At 67.4% G+C, this 17,673-nt stretch carries 18 protein-coding genes and 1 tRNA gene; 5 read left to right on the top strand and 14 right to left on the bottom strand.

The genetic code is table 11. From position 1 onward, the window contains the following. Window positions 1–22: 22 nt before the first annotated feature. Window positions 23–2,521 (bottom strand): TonB-dependent receptor, encoded by a 2,499-nt coding sequence (locus tag CSW63_RS04305; protein WP_062096399.1) that lies wholly within the window; start codon window positions 2,519–2,521, stop codon window positions 23–25. 92 nt (window positions 2,522–2,613) lie between these two features. Here CSW63_RS04305 and CSW63_RS04300 point away from each other — a divergent pair, with 92 nt between their 5' ends. From CSW63_RS04300 to CSW63_RS04280, 5 genes are all read left to right on the top strand, one after another. Then, window positions 2,614–3,648: an RluA family pseudouridine synthase gene (locus CSW63_RS04300; protein ID WP_062096404.1), complete on the top strand. Its 1,035-nt coding sequence runs from the start codon at window positions 2,614–2,616 to the stop codon at window positions 3,646–3,648. A gap of 97 nt (window positions 3,649–3,745) precedes the next feature. Continuing rightward, on the top strand, window positions 3,746–4,411 hold the full coding sequence (locus CSW63_RS04295; protein ID WP_062096406.1) for a hypothetical protein: 666 nt from the start codon (window positions 3,746–3,748) through the stop codon (window positions 4,409–4,411). 90 nt (window positions 4,412–4,501) lie between these two features. Further along, a complete protein-coding gene (locus CSW63_RS04290) occupies window positions 4,502–5,347 on the top strand; it encodes an MBL fold metallo-hydrolase (RefSeq protein WP_168193733.1) in 846 nt (281 codons plus the stop codon). Window positions 5,348–5,555: 208 nt separating this feature from the next. Continuing rightward, window positions 5,556–5,645 (top strand) — tRNA-Ser (locus CSW63_RS04285). Window positions 5,646–5,792: 147 nt separating this feature from the next. Beyond that, window positions 5,793–7,103: a site-specific integrase gene (locus CSW63_RS04280; protein ID WP_062096411.1), complete on the top strand. Its 1,311-nt coding sequence runs from the start codon at window positions 5,793–5,795 to the stop codon at window positions 7,101–7,103. On the opposite strand, the gene CSW63_RS24095 is transcribed toward CSW63_RS04280, so the two are convergent. The 13 genes from CSW63_RS24095 to CSW63_RS04215 form a co-directional block, all read right to left on the bottom strand. After that, window positions 7,009–7,275, bottom strand: a complete 267-nt coding sequence (locus CSW63_RS24095; RefSeq protein ID WP_082749499.1) for a helix-turn-helix domain-containing protein — start codon at window positions 7,273–7,275, stop codon at window positions 7,009–7,011. The two genes, CSW63_RS04280 and CSW63_RS24095, sit on opposite strands and share 95 nt — an antisense overlap. Before the next feature lie 109 nt (window positions 7,276–7,384). Continuing rightward, window positions 7,385–7,816, bottom strand: coding sequence for a DUF736 family protein (locus CSW63_RS04270; protein ID WP_062099217.1), 432 nt, complete (start codon window positions 7,814–7,816; stop codon window positions 7,385–7,387). Further along, a complete protein-coding gene (locus tag CSW63_RS04265) occupies window positions 7,816–8,049 on the bottom strand; it encodes a DUF2274 domain-containing protein (RefSeq protein ID WP_062099215.1) in 234 nt (77 codons plus the stop codon). The genes CSW63_RS04270 and CSW63_RS04265 overlap by 1 nt, the downstream gene beginning before the upstream one ends. Before the next feature lie 11 nt (window positions 8,050–8,060). Beyond that, window positions 8,061–9,308, bottom strand: coding sequence for a TrbI/VirB10 family protein (locus CSW63_RS04260; protein WP_062099213.1), 1,248 nt, complete (start codon window positions 9,306–9,308; stop codon window positions 8,061–8,063). Next, window positions 9,305–10,288, bottom strand: coding sequence for a P-type conjugative transfer protein TrbG (gene trbG / locus CSW63_RS04255; protein WP_099502835.1), 984 nt, complete (start codon window positions 10,286–10,288; stop codon window positions 9,305–9,307). Before trbG ends, CSW63_RS04260 begins: the two co-directional genes overlap by 4 nt. Next, a complete protein-coding gene (trbF, locus tag CSW63_RS04250) occupies window positions 10,285–11,058 on the bottom strand; it encodes a conjugal transfer protein TrbF (protein ID WP_062099209.1) in 774 nt (257 codons plus the stop codon). Before trbF ends, trbG begins: the two co-directional genes overlap by 4 nt. 3 nt (window positions 11,059–11,061) lie before the next feature. After that, on the bottom strand, window positions 11,062–12,402 hold the full coding sequence (trbL, locus tag CSW63_RS04245; protein ID WP_255357784.1) for a P-type conjugative transfer protein TrbL: 1,341 nt from the start codon (window positions 12,400–12,402) through the stop codon (window positions 11,062–11,064). 64 nt (window positions 12,403–12,466) lie between these two features. Next, window positions 12,467–13,210 (bottom strand): P-type conjugative transfer protein TrbJ, encoded by a 744-nt coding sequence (gene trbJ / locus CSW63_RS04240; protein ID WP_062099207.1) that lies wholly within the window; start codon window positions 13,208–13,210, stop codon window positions 12,467–12,469. Beyond that, entirely contained in the window at window positions 13,207–15,648 is a 2,442-nt protein-coding gene (trbE, locus tag CSW63_RS04235) for a conjugal transfer protein TrbE (protein WP_099502837.1), read from the bottom strand. The genes trbJ and trbE overlap by 4 nt, the downstream gene beginning before the upstream one ends. After that, window positions 15,642–15,926 (bottom strand): VirB3 family type IV secretion system protein, encoded by a 285-nt coding sequence (locus CSW63_RS04230; RefSeq protein WP_062093807.1) that lies wholly within the window; start codon window positions 15,924–15,926, stop codon window positions 15,642–15,644. Before CSW63_RS04230 ends, trbE begins: the two co-directional genes overlap by 7 nt. Next, complete coding sequence (locus tag CSW63_RS04225; protein ID WP_062093808.1) at window positions 15,923–16,270, bottom strand: TrbC/VirB2 family protein; 348 nt, start codon at window positions 16,268–16,270, stop codon at window positions 15,923–15,925. The genes CSW63_RS04230 and CSW63_RS04225 overlap by 4 nt, the downstream gene beginning before the upstream one ends. Next, a complete protein-coding gene (gene trbB, locus CSW63_RS04220; RefSeq protein ID WP_171012846.1) occupies window positions 16,267–17,274 on the bottom strand; it encodes a P-type conjugative transfer ATPase TrbB in 1,008 nt (335 codons plus the stop codon). Before trbB ends, CSW63_RS04225 begins: the two co-directional genes overlap by 4 nt. Then, entirely contained in the window at window positions 17,271–17,669 is a 399-nt protein-coding gene (locus CSW63_RS04215) for a CopG family transcriptional regulator (RefSeq protein WP_062093809.1), read from the bottom strand. Before CSW63_RS04215 ends, trbB begins: the two co-directional genes overlap by 4 nt. Between the last annotated feature and the right edge of the window lie 4 nt (window positions 17,670–17,673).

Below are 17,673 nucleotides of genomic sequence, written 5' to 3'. Positions count from 1 at the left end.
GATCGGGCCGGGCGCGCGCGTTTTAGTGACGGAACGTGACGCCGACGCCCATGAAGCGCGGCTTACCGGCGATGAAGGTCGGGATACCGAAGCTGTCACCGGTGTTGCCCGCGTCCTTCAGATAGCGCTCGTCGTTCAGGTTCTCGACGAAGGCCTCGATCTTCCAGCGATCATCGACGGCGCCAAAGCCCAGGCGAACGTTCAGCAGGCCATAGGCGTCCTGGAATTCATCGACCTTGGTGTCGGGAAACAGGCCCGCCGATTGCAGGTCGGCGCGGTCATTGTTGTCATCAAAGAACATCTTCGAGCGCCAGGTGTAGGTCGGCGAGAACGTCACCTTGCCGCCCAGCGCCTCGCGGCTGAACAGCGCGCCCACCGAGACGGCATGGTCAGGCGACAGGCGGAACTGGTTGCCCTTGCGCAGGCCGCTTTCTAGACGGGCGTGGTTGTAGCCGTACGTCCCAAACAGGGTCCAGTAGTCACCGGCCTGCAGACGCGCCTCGCCCTCGAAGCCATAGGCCTTGGCCTTGCCGGCGTTGAGCGTCACGACCTGAGCGCCCTGGCGGAAGGTGGTGGCGAAGTTGTCGTAGTCGTAGCGGAACACCGCCCCCGACAGGTACAGGCGACCGTCCATCAGCTTGCCCTTGGCGCCGGCTTCGTAGCTGTCGACCACCTCGGCGTCGACCGTGCTGAAGCGCGGTTGCCCCAGCGGCGTGGCGGGGGCGCTGGCCGAGATGACATCCGGGCGACGCCCGCGCGCGAACGAGGCGTAGAGGCTGACATCCTCGGAGGCCGCGTAGCGACCGACGAGGCGCCAGGTCACGCCGCTGTCGGAGATCGACTTGCGGAACGTATCGCCATTGTTGGCGGTGGGCTGGTTGAGAAGACCCAGGAGCGGCAGCCCCGGATTGTTCACCGCGTTCGGCTGGGCGGCCAAGAACAGGTTGGTCGGCGTCGGCGCGGCCAGCAGCACGCCCAGGATCGATCGGCCATTCTGGACGGTTGAGCGGAAGGCCGCCTCACGATCTTCGCTGGTGTAGCGAACACCGGCCGTCAGCTCGAGCTTGTCGGTCAGGCGCAGCGTGCCGTCAGCGTACACGTCGTAGGTGGTGTTCTCGCCGTAGTTGGCGAACTCCTCACGGTGAATCGGCTTCAGGTTCGAGGCGATACCCGGCGCGATCACGGACGGGATGCCAAAGCCCAGCTGAAGCACCTGGGTCAGATAGGCCGGGTTGGTCAGGACAGCCTGCGGCTGCGGCGTCGGACGGCTGATGCCCAACGGCGAAGCGCCCGCCAGCAGGGCGAGCACGAGGCGCTCGTCCATCTGGCCCGGGATGCGCCACGAGCCGGTTTCGTGGAAATAGTTGGCGCCGACAAAGCCCGAAAAGCGGCCGCCGGCGTCGTACCGCAGGCGCAGTTCCTGGCTCTGCTGACGACCTTGCGCGTCCTCGGCGAAGGTCAGGATCGGCAGGGACGAACCGTCCGGATCGAAGACCTCGTTCGAGTGGAAGGCGCGCGTGGCCGTGATCGACGACAGGGTCAGGCTGTCGTTGATGCGATAGTCGGCCAGCGCGGTGAGGCCGTAGACCTTGCGGTCCAGGCCCAGCGGCTTGCCGCCTTCAAAGCCCGCACCCGGGGCGAGCGTCGCGAAGCCGCCGACCTGGGTGTCGCTGAGCGCCTGGCCGGTGACCGGATTGCTGGGATTGAAGGTGTTGCTCTTGAACGATGTGCCCGTCGTGTCGTCGACCTGGTAGTTGCCGATCAGGTCGAACTTCAGGCCGCCGGCTTCGGTATGGAAGCCCACGCGGATGGCCTGGGTGTCGGTCGAGTCGTAGGCGTCGCCGCCCGCGGCGTCCTTCACATAGCCGTCGGCTTGACGCGTACGGGCCGCAATCCGCAGCGCCGAGCTTTCGCCGAAAGCGAAATTGACCATGGCCTCGCCGACGCGGTAGCCGCGCGTCCCCGCCTCGGCCTTCACCGCCCAGTCGAAGCCGCCCGGATTGGCCTTGTTCTGGACTAGGTTGACGGCCCCGATCAGGGCGCCGCGACCAAACAGCGTCGACTGCGGCCCCTTGGCGATTTCCACACGCTCCATGTCGAAGAGCTCGACATACGAGCCGCGCGAACGCGAGATCGGCACGCCGTCCTGATAGATCGAGACGCGGGTCTCGTCGGTGGCCGAACCGGAGTCGGACGTGATGCCCCGCATCACGAAGCCGGAATTGTTGTTCGACTGGTTCTGCACGAGGAAGCCGGGCGTGAACGCCGACAGCTCGTCGAACGCCTTCACCCCGATCGCTTCGAGGAATTTGCCCGAATAGGCCGTAACCGCGATCGGCACCTCTACGGGATCCTGCGCGCGCTTTTGCGCCGTCACCACCAGTTCGCCCAGAAGGGCCGGATCGTTGTTGCTGGCCGTGGCGGGTTCGGCGCGTTCCTGACCGGCGGCCAGAGCCGGAGCGGCGGCAAGCAGGCTCAGGACGCTGGCGGTCAACAGCGTGGTGGTGCGAAAGGCGCGCATGGACTATCCCCCGGAAACAGAACTCGGCCACGCACCTAGGCGCCGCGCGTGTCGGCGTTGCGACGGGCTGATGACGGAGCGATGAAACCCCCTTGAGCGGCGCGGACGACATTCTGGACGATGACATCCTGGGCGCCGGCGCCTTGGATGCGCGCGACGACGAGATCGGCGAGGCGCTGGTCGCCGAACTCCCGGGCAGCCTTGCCGGACAGCGCCTGGACCGCGTGCTCGCGCCGCTGTTTCCGGGCCTGTCCAGAGCCCGCCTTCAGGCCTTGATCAACGACGGCCGCCTGACCTTTCACGGCGAGCCGATCCGAGACGCCGCCCGCAAGGCGAAGGCCGGCGTCTATATTCTCAATGTGCCGCCGCCGGCGCCGGCTGACCCGGAACCCGAGGCCATTGCGCTGTCGATCCTCTACGAAGACGCCCACCTGATCGTGGTCGACAAAGCCGCCGGAATGGCCGTTCATCCCGCGCCCGGTACTTACAGCGGTACGCTGGTCAACGCCCTGCTTCATCACTGCGGCGACAGCCTTTCCGGCGTCGGCGGCGTTGCCCGGCCGGGCATCGTTCACCGGCTGGACAAGGATACCTCGGGCGTGATGGTGGCGGCCAAGACCGACGCCGCGCACCGCGGACTCTCGTCTCTATTCGCCACCCACGACATCGACCGGCTCTATGTGGCCCTCACCCGAGGCGCGCCGTCACCGCCGACGGGCACGATCCAGACCCAGATCGGCCGCTCGCCCGGCGATCGAAAGAGAATGGCGGTGTTGCGATCCGGCGGCCGCGAGGCGATCACGCACTACCGGGTCGAGACACAGTTCGGTTCTCAGGGACGGCCTCTGGCCGCCCGCGTGGCGTGCCGGCTTGAGACCGGCCGCACGCACCAGATCCGGGTGCATCTGGCCAGCAAGGGCGCGCCTTGCCTGGGCGATCCCGTCTATGGCGCCGGGCAGCCGGCGGCGACGGTTCGGGAGTCTATGGAAGCGTCCGGCCTGCGCCGCCAGGCGCTGCACGCCGCGCTGCTGGGTTTTGTCCATCCGATCACCGGCGAGACCCTGAGATTTGAAACGCCGCTTCCTCCCGACATGGCGACCTTGGAGCGCGCACTGGCGCAGCTTTGAGCGGAAAAGAGCCAAGCTTGCGTCCGCGCAACAAAAGCGCCCTAATTGTGCTGGCTTGGCGCCCCAGGGTCAGGTTCTGTCACCGTGGAGCGTCCCCATGCGGCCTATAGTCACCGTCCTGGCCCTCGCCGCAGGCGCGCTCGCGACGCCCGCGTTCGCGGCGCTTGACGACGAAGTCATCGCCACCGCCCAGGCGCGGCCCTCGGCTCAGGTTCTTTCGGCGACGGCGTCAAGCGTAGCGCCGACCGCGACGCCGCCTCGTCCCCTGACCACCCAGGAGCAGATCGCGGCCTTCATCGCCGCCAATCCCACCCCTGAGGCGGCCGACGCGCCACGCGGTCTTCTGCCCGCCGACCGCGACGCCGATGGTCGACGCAAGATACACGGCTCCATGGGCGTTTCGGTCGGGACAGGCGGCTATCGCAGCGCCTATGCGTCGGCGCTAATCCCTGTCGGCGAAAGCACCACGGTCGGTGTCGCGGTCTCGAAGACCGATTTTGGCAAGCACGGCGGCTGGTACGGCGGTCCGCTCTATGGTGACCCCGTCTATGGCGGCTACGGGCCTGGCTTTGGGCGGATGCGTGGCGGCGAGCGCCAGTCCATCGCGCTGTCGGTGATGTCCGGCCGCTCCAGCGGACACGCGGACACGCCCGAAGGCTGCGCGCCGGGTTTCCGTGACGGCGGCCGCTATATCGAGCCGCTTTGGGTTGAGCGCCTGCGTGACGGGGCCCATCCCTGCGCCGAGACGACGCCGCTTCGCTAGCCGCCAGAAAACCGCTCTTTCCAGCGGCGCCGTTCGCTCATGTTTAACGGCTTGAGCCTCATGGTGCCTGCCTCGGGCGTCTGAGGCTTACTGATGCAGCCGGAAATAACTCCTTATCATCATCCCGCCACCGGGACGGTGAGCTACCTGATTGTCGACCCGGCCACGTTTCTCTGCGCCATCGTCGACCCCGTCCTGGACTTTGATCCGGTGACGGAGGCCGTCGATACGGGTTTCGTCGACAAGATGATCGCCGACATCCGCGCCAAAGACCTGGGTCCGACCTGGATTCTGGAAACCGGACTGCACGCCGGCCACCTGTCGGCCGCCGGTCATCTCAAATACGAGACCGGAGCCTCAGTCTGTATCGGCGCCGCCGTGGTCGACAGCCTCAAGCGTCTGGCCCCCAAATTCGGCGAGACCATGGTCGACCTCGACGGTTGGGACTTCGACAAGCTGGCCCAGGACGGCGACACCTTTCCCATGGGCGGCCTCGAGATCACCCCGATCGCTTTGACCGGCCGCCTGCCCGGCGCGGTCGCTTACAAGATGGCGGATGTCATCTTCACCGGCGATCTGCTGCTGGCGCCGGCCGAGGGCGCGGGTCGGTGCGACATCCCCGGCGCGGACGCCGGCAGAACCTGGGACGATGTCCAGAAGATCCTCGCCTTGCCGCCGCAGACCCGCGTGCTTCCGGGCGTCTGCGCCCTAGAGCCGACCGAAGCGACGGTGGCCGAGCAAAAGGCGTCGAACATCCAGCTCAACGACAAGATCGATCGACTGGACTTCATCGCCCTTCGCACCGCCGCCGACGCATTCCTGCCCGACCCAACGGTCGCCTCCGCGGCGCTGCGGGTCGCCATCCGCTCTGGGCGACCGCCCTCGCCGCCCGAGTCCGGCCCGCGCTTCCCACCTGTCGACCTCGGCGCGCTCTGAGCGGGCTTGTGATCAACGCGGCCTGATCAGCGCGCGTCTCCTTAGACGACGGGTTTCCCCTGAACCCGGATGATTTCTCGGGCGCACGGCAGTCCAGGAAAGCTCGTGAAAAGAAAGCGGTTCGGGGGGCTTGCGTCCCGGCGACGACGCCGCTAGGTATCGCGCCCTCGACCTCGGGCGGCGATTATCGGCCTCCCGGACGGCGCCTGGAGAGGTGGCAGAGTGGTCGAATGCGCCGCACTCGAAATGCGGTTTACGTGAAAGCGTAACGTGGGTTCGAATCCCACCCTCTCCGCCAGCCCCCCATCCTAATCAATCCGACCACGTCCGAAGACGTCCCGTAAATCCCCGTCGCATAAGGGGAAATCGCGAAATCGTGTTTCGACACGTCCAGCGGGATCCATCACGTTCCACGTCTTGGTTGTGGAACGATTTGTGGGACGAAATGGCCCAGCTTCGGGACCGCCTCACGGCGCTGCAGGTGAAACGAGCCACGCGGCCTGGCATGTACGCTGACGGCGGCGGCCTGAACCTCTACGTCCAGGCTGGCGGCGCCAAATCGTGGGTCTACCGCTACATGCTCGATGGCCGCGCCCGGGAGATGGGCCTTGGTCCAACCCATACGATCAGCCTTTCCGAAGCGCGGGAAATGGCCCGCGAGGCGCGGCGCCTGAAGTACGACGGCATCGATCCGATCGATCACCGCCGAGCGGCTCGCGCGCGCTCGACGCTGGAAGCCGCCGCGGACTTCACCTTCAAACAGGCAGCCTCCGCCTACATCCGCGCCAACAAGGCCGGCTGGCGCAACGACAAGCATGCCCTGCAATGGCAGAGCACTTTGACGACCTATGCTGATCCGATCTTTGGAGATCGCGGCGTCTGCGAAATCGACACCGGCCTGGTGCTCGCCGTGCTCGAGCCGATCTGGTCCTCCAAGCCGGAAACCGCCAGCCGCGTGCGAGGCCGCGTTGAGGCGGTTCTCGATTGGGCCAGCGCCAGGGGACTGCGGACGGGAGAAAACCCAGCCCGCTGGAAAGGACACCTGGAAAAGCTGCTTCCGGCCAAGTCGCGGGTCCACAAGGTCGAACATCACGCCGCCCTCCCCTACGCGGAACTCGGCGCGTTTATGACCAAGCTGAGGGCGCAACCCGGCGCAGCGGCTCGAGCGCTGGAGTTCACGATCCTGACCGCCGCGCGTACCGGTGAGGTCATCGGCGCCGAGTGGAGCGAGATCGATCTGGTCGGCAACGTCTGGATCGTCCCTGCCGACCGGATGAAGGGCCGCAAAGAGCATCGCGTGCCACTGACCGCCCCCATGCTCGAGATCCTCAAAGCGCGGCAGGCCGAGTACGCGACTGTCGTGCGCAGGGTTCTTGAATCCAAAGGCCGACCCGTCCCCGATGAGATCGATCCAGTTGGTCCGATCTTCTGGGGCAGGCTGTTTGGCAAGAAGCTGAGCAACATGGCGATGCTGGCGGTGCTCAAGCGGATGAAGCGCGGCGATCTCACCGCCCACGGCTTTCGCAGCACCTTCCGCGACTGGGCCGCCGAAACCACCGAGCATCGCAGCGAGATCGTTGAGATGGCGCTCGCCCATACGATCGACAACAAGGTTGAGGCCGCCTACCGGCGCGGTGATCTGCTCGAGAAGCGCAGACGGCTCATGGACGATTGGGCGATCGCGACCGGGCTCGCAAAGGCGGCTGATCCGCCAGCTCAAGCCGGTGAAGATAGGCTTCCAGCTCCGTCTTCCTGATCAACGTCCTTGCGCCATCCTTGAGGATCTTGATCTCCCCGGCGCCGATCAGTTCGTAGAGCCGGCTTCGGCTGATGGCGACGGCTTGGGCGGCCTCGCGGACGCTGTAGGCGAGCTTGTCGACAGGCGGCGTTCTCGAAGACCGCCGGCCTTCGGCGTCAAGGTCGTGCATGGCTGAACGCGGTTCATGCGTCATAGTCTTCACCTCGGGAACAGAAGCGCGATGGCGCAAGCAGGTGGCGCTCTGGTGAGTTCTCGTGCGCCGCCCGATCTGCGCCTCTTCAGGAATGGGCGAAGGCGGCGTCTCCACTGAACGGGCTCGACCGATCAGCAACCGGCTCCTGGTCGCTGGCCGCCCGCTCGCGATCTGACGCAGCGCTCTGCTCGCCACGTCGCCGCGGCGTTTGCCGCTGCCATACGAGGATCGCCTTCTCACCGGCTTCATCTGGAAAGAGCGCCGCGTCGAGGACCGCTGGAAGAAGCGGATCATCCAGGAGGACCCGGAACATCGGGCGTGGCGGATCGGTGTGCCGGCCCCGCTCCCACGCGTCTCCGATGTGCGAATGTCCAACCATCACGCGGAAGGTCGGCGCATTGGGATGGCTCCGGTCGTCGTTCGGCGCGAACCTCAGCGAGACGTTCAGGCAGAGCGTCCGGACCTGCCCTTCCCAGCCACCCGAGCGGCTCGGGCGAAAATGACCGATGATCGACATCAGACGCCCGCCTTGGTCTTGCCGGCCAGCAGCGCCTTTTGAAATTCGCGATCGGCTTCGAGGAACTTTGCGAGAATGTAGGGCGCGATCTCCGCCGCCGAGACCTCCTCGCCGTAGCGAGCCGCATGCAAGGTCGCGTAGAGGCGCAGCTGATCGTCGAGATCGGGCCACAGATCCAAGGTGAGCTTGGCCCGGGTTCGGTTGGGCAGTTTGCCAAGTTTGAGATCAGGCATGACGTTGCTCCTTAAGACGCTCGCCAGGGACGAAGGATCAGGTCTTTGTGGACGACCACCCGCAGCGGCCAACCGGGCCGAATGCGGATCGTGGGTTGCACGTCGAGCTCCTTGCTGACGATCTGCTGGCCCGCCTGGGAGGCGCTCTGCTGGGTCGATTGACGGATGGCCCGCACGATATCGCTCTCGTCATCGCCAAGGCTAAGTTCGGTCCCGACGCCAAGGATGGTCGAGAGCGCGACACCCTTCAGCAGACGAAAGGCGTGAAAATCGACCTTGTCGGCGACACCGGCGTAGCCCGCCGCATCGGTGGCCGGCAGGTTGTCGAGCTGGATGGACGACCCATCCGGCAGGATGATCCGCTGCCAGACCAGCAGCGCCCGGCTCTGACCATAGGCGACCACGCTGCCATAGCGACCGATCAGGCGCGCGCCCTGCGGGATCAGGAGAAACCGGCCTGACACGCTATCGAAAACGTTCTCGGTCACCTGGGCCGTGACGAGACCGGGTAATTCGGAATTGAGCCCCGTGATCAGGCTGGCGGCGATCACGCTTCCGGCCATCACCTGGTAGGGGGAGCGCGGCGTCTCCAGCTGATGGGCGTTGTAGACATCGCCGCCGCGAGATCGTTCCAGGAAGGCGGCCTTGCGCTCCTGTCCATTGGGATCGGGTGACGCGGTCGCCGCCACGGACGGCGACGACATGATCGGCGTCATGATGCTCTGGTCGCCGACCGTCGAAAGAGCGGGCGTACGCGCCGCCATCTGGACCATAACCCCCGCTTCGCGGGCTTGGCTGGCTTGGCCCTGCAGCCGCTGACGCTCAGCCAAAGCCGCCTGTTGTTCAGGCGTCAGACGCGGCGGCGTTTCCGAAGCTTCGGCGCCGACCGCCAGACCGTCCCGACGCTGCTGGTCGATGACAGCGCGCCCCAGATCCCCGGGCAACGGCGGGCCAAGCTTGGGGACCGCGCCCGCCTGACCATAATCACTTGGCAGGCGCGAGACCGCCTCAGCGGGGGCGCCGCGATCGGCCACCGGCTCGGCCGACGGCTTGGCGATGTGCAAGATCTTCGGGCTGAGGGCGAACCAGACCAAGGCGGATAGGCCCGCAGCTCCTACGCCCGCCGCACCAATCAGCAACCCACGCCTGAACCTCACGGCCCGTGGCGGACGCGCGCGCAGGGTCAGCGCCTCGGCCGGCGTTTTGTCCGACGCTGGTTCCTGCCCCGCGCTCGGAGGCTGCTCGGCTTCGCCGCTCATCGCGTGGCCTCCCGCGCCTTCGCGTCGGTGCGGCTGATCCGCACGACCTGCTGGGGCGCCTCGCCCATGCGAAGCTCGGCGGCGGCGAACAGGCGATCGACGATGTAGCGGTTGCCGCGAACGCGATAGTTGACCAGCTGGTGGTCGCCCAAGGGGCCGACCACGAACAGCGGCGGGGCCTCGCCCTGATCGAGGCGTTCGGGAAATTCGATATAGACCTTCGCCCCGTCATCCCAGGCGCGAACCGGACGCCAGGGCGGTGCGTCGCCCAAGATCGCGTAGCGGAAATTCAGGGCCTCAACGGCGATCCCGGCGGCCAGGGGTTCGGCGGCTGCGGCCAGCGCGTTCTGCTTGCGCAGGGCCACAAGACGATCTTGCGGATAGACCCATGAGATCGCGGCCATAGCGGTCGCCTCAGTGCTTTCCAGCGTCAGGTGATAAGCGCGTCGGTCCGTCGTGATCAGCATGTTGGTGGTGAGGCCCGCAGCGAACGGCTTGATCAGGATGTGCGCCCGCTTGGCCTCGCCCGCGCCGCTGGTGGTGTCGCCGACGACCCAGCGCACCGTGTCGCCGGCCGACACCGCGATCAGTTGCTCGCCAGGTTCCAGGGCGATGTCGCTCACGCGTTCCGGGGCGGCGTACAGCCGATAGAGCGCCCCCTCGGTCCAAGGATAAACCTGCACAGCATTGAGATAGCCGGCGGCGCTCGGCTCCCGGGTCGCCGCGCGATTGGCCGCGTCCACGCGGGCGCGCGGCGGCCCAATCTCGGGGCGCGTCGTCGGCGGGGGCAGCAACTGCCCCGGCAACAGCAGCGGCTTGGGGATCTCGACGATTTCCACCGCCTTCGGCGGCTCAACGGCGATCTGCGCCGGCGTGAAGTCAGCCGCGTCGTAGGTGATCACTGGAGGCGGCGTCTTGCCCGACGCGCAGGCCGCGAGGGCGGTGGCGCACGTAAGCAGGATAGGAACACGAACAGTCATGGCTGAAGATCTCCTTGCAGTGGCGCGGCAGGCGTTGCGACGCCTGCGGCCGGCGGCGGAAGAGCGGAAGGCGGCGCGACGGGCCGGGTGTCGGCCTCCTGGGCCCAGTCGACGGCGTCGACGAAAAGGCCCAGGGGATTGCGGTTGAGCTCGGCCTTGGTCTTGGGCTTCTGGCGGATGAGGGTCAGGATCGCGGTCCAGCGCTCGGTCTTGGCGAGGCTGCCCCGCTCATAAGTGCGTTCCTCCCATTTGACCTGGAAGGACGTCGGCGAGGCGCGAACGACGCTGGTGACCTGCACCAAGACGCTGCGGGCGCCGATCGCCGTGAGGGGATCGTTGGCCCGCGCGTGCGCATCCAAAAAAGTATCGCCGCGCGCCGACGACAGGTCATAGGCGTCCAGCCAGCGCTCGCGGACGATGATCGGGTCGGTGGAAAGAGACCGCACATCGGTGATGAACCGCCGCAGCTGCGCGGCCACCACGGTGTCGTCCGGCTGATAGTTCTGCTCGACCGGTCCGATGGCGCGCGGCTCCCCCAGGCGATCAATCTCGACGACGTAGGGCTCGACCCGGCTTTGACCCGCAAGCCAGATCAGCCCGCCGGCCAGCACCAGCGCCAAGGCCTGGGCGGCGAAGGACGACAGCCGCCAGCTATGGGCCTGGGCCCGCGCCGAGCCGATCCGCTCGTCCCACGCCTGACCGGCCCGCTGGTAGGGCGTTTCCGCGTCGGGCGTCAGGCCATAGCGCTGCGGTGTTCGCTTGAAGACCATGGATCAATCCTCCTTGCTGCTGAGGTCGGGATTGGCCGACCCGCCGGGCCGGTCGCCGTCCTTGATGGTCTGGAGCACGGCATGGCGGCGCACATGGGCGGCCTGGTCGGCGCGAAGACGCTCGGCCCAGGCGGGCGCGCCCTGCGACGCTGGACCTGCCGACCCCGCTGCAGCGGCCGTGTTGTCTGGCGCTCCGGCCGAGACCGGGCTCGTCCCGCCGGTGGCCCGCCAAGCCGCCGTGCGGCCCTGTTGGGCGCTCGAAGCCAAGGACGTTTCAGCGCGACTGGCCATGTTGCGGAAGGGCTGGGCGACGGCGCCGGCGGCGGCGCGCGCAACGCCGCTCAGACCGGACGCCACGCCTGCCGCGCCTGTGGCGCCGGAAGTCGCCTGGCGAAGGTTGTAGGCGGCGCTGGCGCCCGAGGCCATCGACGCGCCGGCGCGCACCGCCGCAAGACCGCCAGCGCCCGCTGCGCCAAGGGCGCGGGCGCCGAGCATCGCGCCGCCGCCGACCAGCATGGCCGCGCCCGCCGCTGTCCCGACCGCCGCGCCGGCGCCCAGCTGCGGCGCCCCAGAGACCAGGCCTGAAGCGATACCCGGTCCGAAGATCGACAGGCCCGCCAACGTCAGGGCGGCCAGCACCAAGGTCATGGCGTCGCCAAGATCGGGGTCGGGACCCAGGGTGGCGACAAACGCGTCGAAGAACCCCTCGCCGATGCCGACGATCACCGCCAGCACCATGACCTTCACGCCGCTGGAGATGACGTTGCCGAGCACGCGTTCGGCCAGAAAGCTGGTCTTGTTCCAGAAGGCGAACGGCACGAGCACAAAGCCGGCCAGGCTCGTCAGCTTGAATTCCAGCACGGTGACGAAGAGCTGGATGGCCATGATGAAGAAGGCCAGGACGACGAAGACCCAGGCGAGGGCGAGCAGCGCCACGGTCAGGGCGTTGACGACGATCTCGGGCCAGCCGGTCAGCTCGCTGGCTTTGCGGATCAACGGATGAGCGGCCGTGAACCCGACGCTGGCCAGTCGTCCTGGCCGCAGCAGGTCCTCCGCCGTGACGCCGCCCCCGCCGGCGGTCAGGCCAAGGCCGGCGAACGATCGGAAGATGATCTCGCTGAGCGTCTTGAAGTTGTTCAGGATGAAGGCGAAGGCGCCGACATAGAGCACCTTCTTGATCAGGCGGCCCAGTACATTATCATCGCCCTCGAGCGCCCACCACAGGCCCGCCATGGTCACATCGATGGCGATCAGGGTTGTGGTCAGGAAACCCACATCGGGCCCCAGCGCGCCAAAGCCGCTGTCGATGTAGGTGACGAACGCCGCCAGCATGCGGTCGATGATGTTGAGGTCCGGCGCGGGGTCCACGGCGGCAGCCTTTCCATTAAGCGCGTCGCTAGGGCGACGGCTAGGGCCTGGAGGTGTAGGCGGGGGCCTCGCCGACGAAGCGGCGGGCGGCGAGTTTGCCGGCTTCCAGCACTTGGGCCTGGCGGGCGCTCTCCAGCGCCTGGGCCCGGTACTGCGCCGCCATCAAGGTCTGAATCTGCTGATCCTGCTTGATGGCCAGGGCCTGCAGCTGATTGGCCGCCTGTTGGGCCTCAAGCGACCCAGCCGCACCCTGACTGCGCTGGATGAGCTGATCGATCAGGCCGGCGTCCGCCTGGACGTTCTCGACCACCTTGGCCTGGACCTTCAGGGTCTGCCGGTAGCCATCCATCGCCGCGGTCGCCTGGGCGCGGGCGCGGGCCAGAAGCTGGCTGGTCGTCGCGCTCGGATCGAGGTCCGCCCGGTAGGCGTCTTTCAGGATTGCTTCGGTCGAGGCTACCGTGAAGGCCATGCCCTTGGCCTCGCCCATCAGGGCGTCGACCTGGGAAAGCGCCTCCTTGATCGGCGCGAGCGCGGTGTAGTCGAGCGACTTTAAGTTCCGCGCCATGTTCTGCAACATGACGAGCTCATTCTGCAGCGAGCTGATCTGGTTGTTGACCTGCTGCAGCGATCGCGCGGCCGTCAGCAGGTTCTGGGCGTAGTTGGTCGGGTCAAACACGGTGAACTGCGCCGCAGCCGGCGTGACGAGGCCTGGGATGGGCGCAAGCGCCAGGCTCGCGGCGACCAGGGCGGAGATAAAGGGACGTGCGGGTTTGCGCCGGGTCATGGCGTGGGCTCCATTTCGGTTGGGGGGGTGTCGAAGGCGGCGGCCAGGCGCGCGGCCCAATCCAGGCCCCGCGCGGAGAGGAAGCCGGCCGCAAAGCCGGCCTCGCCGTGGTCTTCCAGGACCTTGTCGATGAGGGTCTGGCTCGCAGGATCGGACGCCCCGCAGAGCGCCAGGGCGATCGGGCCAAGCCCCAGCTCGAACAACCGGTTTCCCAGCCGCGATTGCAGATAGTAGTGGCGCTTGGGCGTGGCCCTAGCGATCAGCTCGATCTGGCGATCATTGAGGCCAAAGCCCTGATAGATGGCGCGCGACAGCGGTTCGGCGGCCCGGTCGTTGGCCAGAAAGACCCGCTGGGCGCAGCCGTCGATCATGGCCGGCGCGATCGAAGAGCCCTCAATGTCGGCCAGCGACTGGGTGGCGAACACCACGCTGACATTGCGTTTGCGCAGCTCCTTGAGCCATTCGCGGATCCGCGCGGCGAACAGCGGCTCGTCGAGGAACTTCCAGGCCTCGTCGAGCACCAGCAGGGTCGGCCGGCCGTCGAACCGCGTCTCCAGTCGATGGAAGAGATAGGTCAGCACAGGGCCGACGACCGACGAGGTGGCGACCAAAGCCTCGGTCTCGAAGCAGAGCACGTCGCCAACCGCCAGGCCGTCCTCGGCCGCGTCCAGCAGGCGGCCGAAAGGGCCATCCAGGGTGTAAGGCGCCAAGGCCGCCTTCAGCCGATTGGACTGAAGGAGCATCGAAAGGCCGGTCAGGGTGCGTTCTTCCCGAGGGGCGCCGGCCAGACTGGTCAATGCCGACCACAAGGCCTCTTTGATCTCAGGGGTCAGCGCGATGTTCTCGCCGACCAGGAGATCGCCCAGCCACGCGCTGGCCCAGGCGCGGACGCCAGGACGGTCGATGTCGGCCAGGGGTTGGAAAGCCAGCCCGCTGTCGCTCGAGAGGCCGTAGTGCTGGCCACCCATCGCCAGGGTCACGGCCCTCGCCGAGAACCGCTTGTCAAAGATGTAAACCTGAGCGCCGCGATAGCGCCGGAATTGGAGGGCCAGCAGCGCCAACAACACGGACTTGCCCGCGCCGGTCGGGCCGACCACCAGCATGTGGCCAACGTCTTCGATGTGCGTCGAGAACCGGAACGGCGTCGCGCCGCTGGTCAGGGCATGGAAGGTCGGCGGCCCGCCAAGATGGGCGTTGGCCTCCTGCCCCGCCCACACCGACGACAGGGGCATCAGATGAGCCAGGTTCAGGGTGTGAACCAAGGGCTGGCGGACATTGGCGTAGACGTGACCGGGCAGTGAGCCCAGCCAGGCTTCGACGGCGTTGACCTGCTCGCGGATGCAGGTGAAGCCCAGTCCGTTGACGATCCGCTCGACCAGCCGGACCTTCTCGTCGGCCAGCGCGCGGTCGGCGTCGGCGACGGTGATGGTGGTGGTCAGATAGCCGAAGGCGACATGGTCGCCGCCCAGGGCCTGGAGCGCGAGATCGGCGTCGGCGAGCTTGTTGTCGGCGTCGCTGTCGGTCAGGGGGACCGGCTCGTTGCTGATCACCTCGCGCAGGATCTGGACGACGGATTTGCGCTTGTTGAACCATAGGCGGCGAATGCGGGTCAGCGCCTTGGTGGCGTCGGGCTTGTCCAGGCAGATGAACCGGGTCGACCACCGGTAGGCGAGGGCCTGATGGTTCAGCGCGTCGAGCAGCCCCGGGCGCGTCGCATTCGGGAAACCCAGGATTGTCAGGGTTCGAAGATGCTGATCGCCCAGCCGCGGCTCTATGCCTCCGGTCAGCGGCGTGTCGGCCAGCAGGGCGTCGAGGTAGATCGGCGTCTGCGGCACGGCGACGGGGTGGTGGCGGCAGGAGATCGTTCCGTGCAGGTAGGTCAGGGTCTCGGCGTCGTCGAGGGCGCGGACCTGCGGCATGAAGCCGGCCAGGAGATCGAGAACGCGGTCGCTGGCGGCGACGAAGGCCGCAAGCTCCTGACGCCAATCGCGGCCTTGTACCGGACCCGACGGCTCGATCAGAGCGCGCTCGGCGCGGCTGACCTGATCGGCGGGCGGCAGGAAGAACAAGGTCAGATGACAGCGGCTTTCGAAGTGCTCGTCGCGCCGGCCGTCGAACTGCGCGCGGCGCTCTTCGTCGACCAGCCACGAGGCCGCGTCGGGAAAGACGCCGTCGGGATAGCCGAGGGCGGGGATACGTTCGGCGTCGAAGAACAATGCCCAACCGGAGCCGAGCCGCCGCAAGGCGTTGTTGGCGCGGGCGCAGACCGACACCAGTTCGGCCTCGGTCGCACTTTCAAGATCGGGTCCGCGAAAGTGGAAGGTGCGCTGGAAGCCGCCGTCCTTGTTCAGCACCACGCCGGGAGCGACCAGGGCCGCCCACGGGAGATGATCGGCCAGGCGATCGGCGCGGTTGCGGTACTCGCGCAGGTTCAGCATGCCAGCCACCCCTTCTGACGAAGATGACGGGTGAGGACCGGAGCAAAGTCAGGATCGCGCTTGGCGGCGAACACCGCCAGGCTGTGCCCGATCAGCCAGATCACAAGGCCTGCGATCCACTGCTGGAGACCAAGGCCCAGCGCCGCGGCGAGCGTGCCGTTGAGGATGGCGATGGACCGTGGCGCGCCGCCAAGCAGGATCGGCGTGGTCAGCGAGCGATGGAGCGGAACCTCAAAACCCGGGGTTTCGCCGTGCGAAGGGGTGGCCGGCGCGCTCATGCAATCAACGCGCCTCCGCCGAACGAGAAGAAGGTCAGGAAGAAGCTCGACGCGGCGAAGGCGATCGACAGGCCAAACACGATCTGGATCAGCTTGCGGAAGCCGCCCGAGGTCTCGCCGAACGCGAGCGCCAGGCCCGTGGTGATGATCACCAGCACCGCGACGATCTTGGCGACCGGCCCTTCGACCGACTCCAGGACCTGCTGCAGGGGTTCTTCCCAGGGCATGCCGGAGCCGGCGGCCTGGGCCTGCGCAGCGAGCAGCAGCGTCAGGATGGCGGTGGCCAGGTGGCGGAGCGGGCGCGGAGCGGCGCTCGCCCGGGTCTTGGAGACGAGGTGCGTCATTGGGGTTGTCCCTGTCTGAAGCGTTTCAGCTGTGGAGGGTCGAGGTCGGCGAGGACATACTCGCCAGAAGAGTCGAGGCCGGTGACCCGGGCGACGGTCTCGACACGGCGGCCGGTTCCCCGGCCCCGAATAAAGACGATGATGTCGACGGCCTCGGCGATCAGCCGGCGGGGCGCGGAAACCACCACCTCCTGGACCAGCTGTTCGAGGCGGTAGAGGGCCGAGCGTGCGGAGTTGGCGTGGATGGTCGACAGCCCGCCCGGGTGGCCGGTGTTCCAGGCCTTGAGGAGATCGAGCGCCTCGCCGCCGCGCACTTCGCCAACGACAATGCGGTCTGGCCGCAGCCGCAAGGTCGAGCGGACCAGGTCGGCCATAGTGACCGAGCCTGGGATGGTGCGCAGCGAGGCGGTGTCAGGCGCCGCGCATTGCAGCTCAAGGATATCCTGCAGGACGATGACGCGCTCGCCCGATTTGGCGATCTCGGCCAGCAGCGCGTTGGCCAAGGTGGTCTTGCCGGCAGAAGTCGCCCCGACGATCAGGATGTTGAGACGCTGCGCGACGGCGTCTCGCAGGGTCTCCACCTGCACCGGCGCCATCACCCCGCTGGTGATGTAGTCGTCCAAGGTGTGAATGCGGCCGGCTGGCTTGCGGATAGAGAAGAACGGCGCCCGGGCCACGGGCGGTAAGACGCCTTCAAACCGCTCCCCGACCATGGCGCCGTCGCGCGGTGGCAATTCGCCGCTGACGATCGGCGCCTCGGCATGGGCCTCCGTCCGCACGTGGCTGGCGACGAGCCGAATGATCCGCTCGACGTCAGCCGGCGACATAACAACGCCAGTGTCGATGCGGCCCGCTCCAAGCTGGTCCAGCCACAGCCGGCCGTCGGGATTGACCATCACCTCGACGACGGCGGCGTCGGCCAAGGCCGCCGCGATCTGCGCGCCCATGGCCGTGCGCAGCATGGTCCGGCGACGCTCCGCAGTTTCAGCGCGCGCGACAGTCATGACGCGGCCTCGTCGGGATCGGCGAAGGTCGCGCGGCCGCTAGCCAGCTGGCGGCCCACCTGGTCGACGAAGCGCTGGAAACGCTCGCGTCCCAGGGCCTGGCCCGCGCGGTCGGCCTCCGGCAGGGGCGCGGTGATCGTGAGCTGGTAGCGCACGAACAGCGCCAAGCTCTCCATCAGGATCTTCTGATTGCGCTCGACGCGGTTGAGGGCCCGGCTGACCCGATCCAGGCGGATCTTCAGGAGCTCGTCGAGCTCGCCGGCCGCGCGACGCTCCAGGAAGGCCCGCAGCGCGTCGGCGACGATGGCCGACTTGGACGTGCCGGACCTACCGCCGAGCCGATCCAGGGCTTCGGTCAGGCGCTCGTCGAGATAGATCTGATGGCGAGGCTTCATCTTC

The organism is Caulobacter sp. FWC26, assembly GCF_002742645.2.
GTDB lineage: Bacteria > Pseudomonadota > Alphaproteobacteria > Caulobacterales > Caulobacteraceae > Caulobacter.
Note: the sequence above shows the minus strand (reverse complement) of the source record. Positions and strands in the feature narration are given on the sequence as shown.

Coding starts and splice junctions, on each gene's coding strand:
- CSW63_RS04305 (WP_062096399.1), bottom strand. CDS start 2,521: ATGCGCGCCTTTCGCACCACCACGCTGTTGACCGCCAGCGTCCTGAGC.
- CSW63_RS04295 (WP_062096406.1), top strand. CDS start 3,746: ATGCGGCCTATAGTCACCGTCCTGGCCCTCGCCGCAGGCGCGCTCGCG.
- CSW63_RS04280 (WP_062096411.1), top strand. CDS start 5,793: ATGGCCCAGCTTCGGGACCGCCTCACGGCGCTGCAGGTGAAACGAGCC.
- CSW63_RS24095 (WP_082749499.1), bottom strand. CDS start 7,275: ATGCACGACCTTGACGCCGAAGGCCGGCGGTCTTCGAGAACGCCGCCT.
- CSW63_RS04270 (WP_062099217.1), bottom strand. CDS start 7,816: ATGTCGATCATCGGTCATTTTCGCCCGAGCCGCTCGGGTGGCTGGGAA.
- CSW63_RS04265 (WP_062099215.1), bottom strand. CDS start 8,049: ATGCCTGATCTCAAACTTGGCAAACTGCCCAACCGAACCCGGGCCAAG.
- CSW63_RS04260 (WP_062099213.1), bottom strand. CDS start 9,308: ATGAGCGGCGAAGCCGAGCAGCCTCCGAGCGCGGGGCAGGAACCAGCG.
- trbG (WP_099502835.1), bottom strand. CDS start 10,288: ATGACTGTTCGTGTTCCTATCCTGCTTACGTGCGCCACCGCCCTCGCG.
- trbF (WP_062099209.1), bottom strand. CDS start 11,058: ATGGTCTTCAAGCGAACACCGCAGCGCTATGGCCTGACGCCCGACGCG.
- trbJ (WP_062099207.1), bottom strand. CDS start 13,210: ATGACCCGGCGCAAACCCGCACGTCCCTTTATCTCCGCCCTGGTCGCC.
- trbE (WP_099502837.1), bottom strand. CDS start 15,648: ATGCTGAACCTGCGCGAGTACCGCAACCGCGCCGATCGCCTGGCCGAT.
- CSW63_RS04230 (WP_062093807.1), bottom strand. CDS start 15,926: ATGAGCGCGCCGGCCACCCCTTCGCACGGCGAAACCCCGGGTTTTGAG.
- CSW63_RS04225 (WP_062093808.1), bottom strand. CDS start 16,270: ATGACGCACCTCGTCTCCAAGACCCGGGCGAGCGCCGCTCCGCGCCCG.
- trbB (WP_171012846.1), bottom strand. CDS start 17,274: ATGACTGTCGCGCGCGCTGAAACTGCGGAGCGTCGCCGGACCATGCTG.
- CSW63_RS04215 (WP_062093809.1), bottom strand. CDS start 17,669: ATGAAGCCTCGCCATCAGATCTATCTCGACGAGCGCCTGACCGAAGCC.